Below are 2,666 nucleotides of genomic sequence, written 5' to 3'. Positions count from 1 at the left end.
TATTCACGATAGTGCCGGCAATGATAATCAGGTCTGCCTGTCTTGGGGAGGGCCTGGCAACTTCAAAACCAAAGCGGGAATAGTCGTGTCTTGCCGCCCCGGTCTGCATCATTTCGATAGCACAGCAACTGGTTCCGAAATAAAGGGACCAGAGGGAATTAGACCTTCCCCAGTTGATGATCTTGTCGAGGTTCGTAACCACGACATTCGCCCCGTTCCCGGCCGGGATCACTTTCCCCGGGAAATCTTCCGGTATTTTATTCGTTTCGTTCATTCCCATTTCAATGCTCCTTTTTTCCATGCGTATAAAAGTCCGACCCCCAGGATAAACAGAAAGATCAGGATCTCGACAAAGGCAATAGCGCCAATCCCTTTATAGGCCACCGCCCAGGGGACCAAAAAGGCGATCTCCACATCGAAGACCAGAAAGAGGATGGCGAAGAGATAATACCCGACCTTAAACTGTACCCAGGTGGGTCCTATGGTGGTCATTCCGCTTTCGTAAGGATCCCTTTTGGCAAGGCTGTCGGATTTGGGCGAGATCAAGTTCGATAAGAAATTGGCCCCGGCGACTAATACGATCCCTGCCAAAAAAAATACGATGATAGCTTCTGAACCCATAGCTTAGATTTCAGTGGTCATTTGATTTCATAGATGTCTCCCGAATAGAAGAGGTCATTGGTCTTCCTGAAGGAAGAATCCGATTTAACCTGAACGGTAAGAGCCTCTTCCCGTTCTTCAAAGGTAACATCCTCGTAACTTCGTATGATCCCTGTTACCATGGGGTATTCCAGCCTGATCAGCATCTGGTGCAGGGTGGGGTCTTCTTCCTTGGCGTTGTGCACAAGGATGTCAGATTCTTCTATGCCATCTTCACCAATGGTCGCCACTTCCAGGCGCAGGCCTTTTAGTATCAGTCCTTTGTTCTTTTCCTTTCCAAAGATCATGGGCTTACCGTGCTCAACAAAGAGCTGTCTGTCTTCCCGTACAGCCTTGTCTGTATACTTGGTAAAGCAGCCATCATTGAAGATCGGGCAATTTTGCAACACCTCTACCAGGGCAGTGCCTTTGTATTTTTCAGAAGCAATGAAGATGTCCGTCATTTCTTTGGGCGTATTTCCTCCGATCCTCGCAAAAAAACGGGCTTGAGCCCCCAGGGCTAGTTCCCCTGCGGAAAAGGGAGGCTGGGTGTTCCCGTACGGAGAGGATTTTGTCTTTTGCCCGACCAGGGAGGTAGGGGAGAACTGCCCTTTGGTAAGGCCGTAAATCTCGTTGTTGAACAGGATGACATTGAGGTCCAGATTCCTTCGCAGTACGTGGATGAAATGATTCCCGCCTATAGCCATGGAATCACCGTCTCCCGTGATCACCCATACGCTGAGTCCCGGATTGGCCAGTTTAACCCCGGATGCTATGGCCGTGGCCCTGCCATGGATACCGTGCATTCCATAGGTGTCCATATAATAGGGGAAGCGGGAGGAACATCCAATTCCCGAGATAAAGACAATGTCCTCCTTATTTACCCCGATCTCCGGCAGTGCTTTTTGTACGGACCTCAGAATCACATAGTCATCACAACCCGGACACCAGCGAACTTCCTGATCACTTGCAAAATCTTTATACGTGTATTCCTTAACTGCAGTTTCCATGGTCATGACAGGATTTGTTTGAACTTTTCTTTCAGTTCGTTATTAGAGAAGGGCAACCCCTGTATCTTGTTGTATTGCAGGAACTCATGATTGTTGAAGTTGGATTTCAACACCTTCACAAATTGACCTGTATTGAGCTCGCAGACAATGATCTTTTTAAAATTCCTGAGTACTGCCTCTGTATTTTTTGGCATGGGATTCAGGTAGTGAAAATGGGCGAGGCCGATATTCCCGTATCCTTCCTCGTGGAGGTGTTTTACAGCGGTGTGCAAACTGCCATAGGTTCCACCCCAGCCTACGACCAGCAGGTCTCCTGACTGAGCGAATTCCACTTCCTGATCGGGGATATAATTTTGGACGCGCTTGATCTTTTCGGCCCTGATACGGGTCATGTATTCGTGGTTTTCCGGGACGTAGGAAACGTTACCTGTAATCTTGTCCTTTTCGAGTCCGCCTACCCTGTGCTCCAGTCCTGGAGTTCCCGGAACTGCCCAGTATCTCGCGAGGGAATCCTTATCCCTTTCATAGGGCTGATAATTCTCTTTGGCTTTGGTCAGTCGCATATTATTGATCTCAGGCATCTCATCTACCGTCTGTATCTTCCAGGGGGCAGACCCGTTGGCGATATACCCATCGCTGAGCAGGATCACAGGGGTCATATGCTCCAGGGTAAGCTTGGCGGCTTCGTAGGCCGAATTAAAGCAATTGGCCGGGGTGCTGGCGGCAATGACAATTACCGGACTTTCCCCGTTCCGTCCATACATGGCCTGGAGCAGGTCTGACTGCTCTGTTTTAGTGGGCAGGCCCGTGGAAGGACCACCCCTTTGCACGTCGACGACTACCAGGGGGAGTTCTATCATCATGGCGAGGCCAAGGGCCTCTGCTTTCAGGGCCAAACCGGGTCCTGAAGTAGTCGTGATCGCCAGGTCGCCGGCTAATGAAGCCCCTATGGCTGAGGTGATCCCAGCGATTTCGTCCTCGGCCTGCAGGGTTTTTACCCCAAAGTGTTTGTGTTTT

The 2,666-nt window shown here is 50.0% G+C and carries 3 protein-coding genes and 1 pseudogene; all 4 read right to left on the bottom strand.

Annotated features, from left to right (window positions below; all coding sequences use genetic code 11):
• A partial coding sequence (locus tag ABYP73_RS12800; RefSeq protein WP_372974592.1) for an NADH-quinone oxidoreductase subunit B occupies nt 1–280 on the bottom strand: 280 nt, incomplete at its 3' end.
• Entirely contained in the window at nt 271–621 is a 351-nt protein-coding gene (locus ABYP73_RS12795; protein WP_372945276.1) for an NADH-quinone oxidoreductase subunit A, read from the bottom strand. The genes ABYP73_RS12800 and ABYP73_RS12795, both read right to left, overlap by 10 nt.
• Before the next feature lie 17 nt (nt 622–638).
• Nucleotides 639–1,649, bottom strand: a complete 1,011-nt coding sequence (locus ABYP73_RS12790) for a 2-oxoacid:ferredoxin oxidoreductase subunit beta (protein WP_372974591.1) — start codon at nt 1,647–1,649, stop codon at nt 639–641.
• Nucleotides 1,650–1,651: 2 nt separating this feature from the next.
• A pseudogene (locus ABYP73_RS12785) lies at nt 1,652–2,666 on the bottom strand (2-oxoacid:acceptor oxidoreductase subunit alpha); the annotation flags it as partial.

This window comes from Muriicola sp., assembly GCF_041567615.1.
Classification (GTDB): domain Bacteria; phylum Bacteroidota; class Bacteroidia; order Flavobacteriales; family Flavobacteriaceae; genus Muriicola.
The sequence above is the reverse complement of the archived record's forward strand: the minus strand, read 5'-3'. Positions and strand labels throughout refer to the sequence as shown.

Excerpts from the sequence above, each read along its gene's own strand:
- ABYP73_RS12795 (WP_372945276.1), bottom strand. The coding sequence starts at position 621 with ATGGGTTCAGAAGCTATCATCGTATTTTTTTTGGCAGGGATCGTATTA.
- ABYP73_RS12790 (WP_372974591.1), bottom strand. The coding sequence starts at position 1,649 with ATGGAAACTGCAGTTAAGGAATACACGTATAAAGATTTTGCAAGTGAT.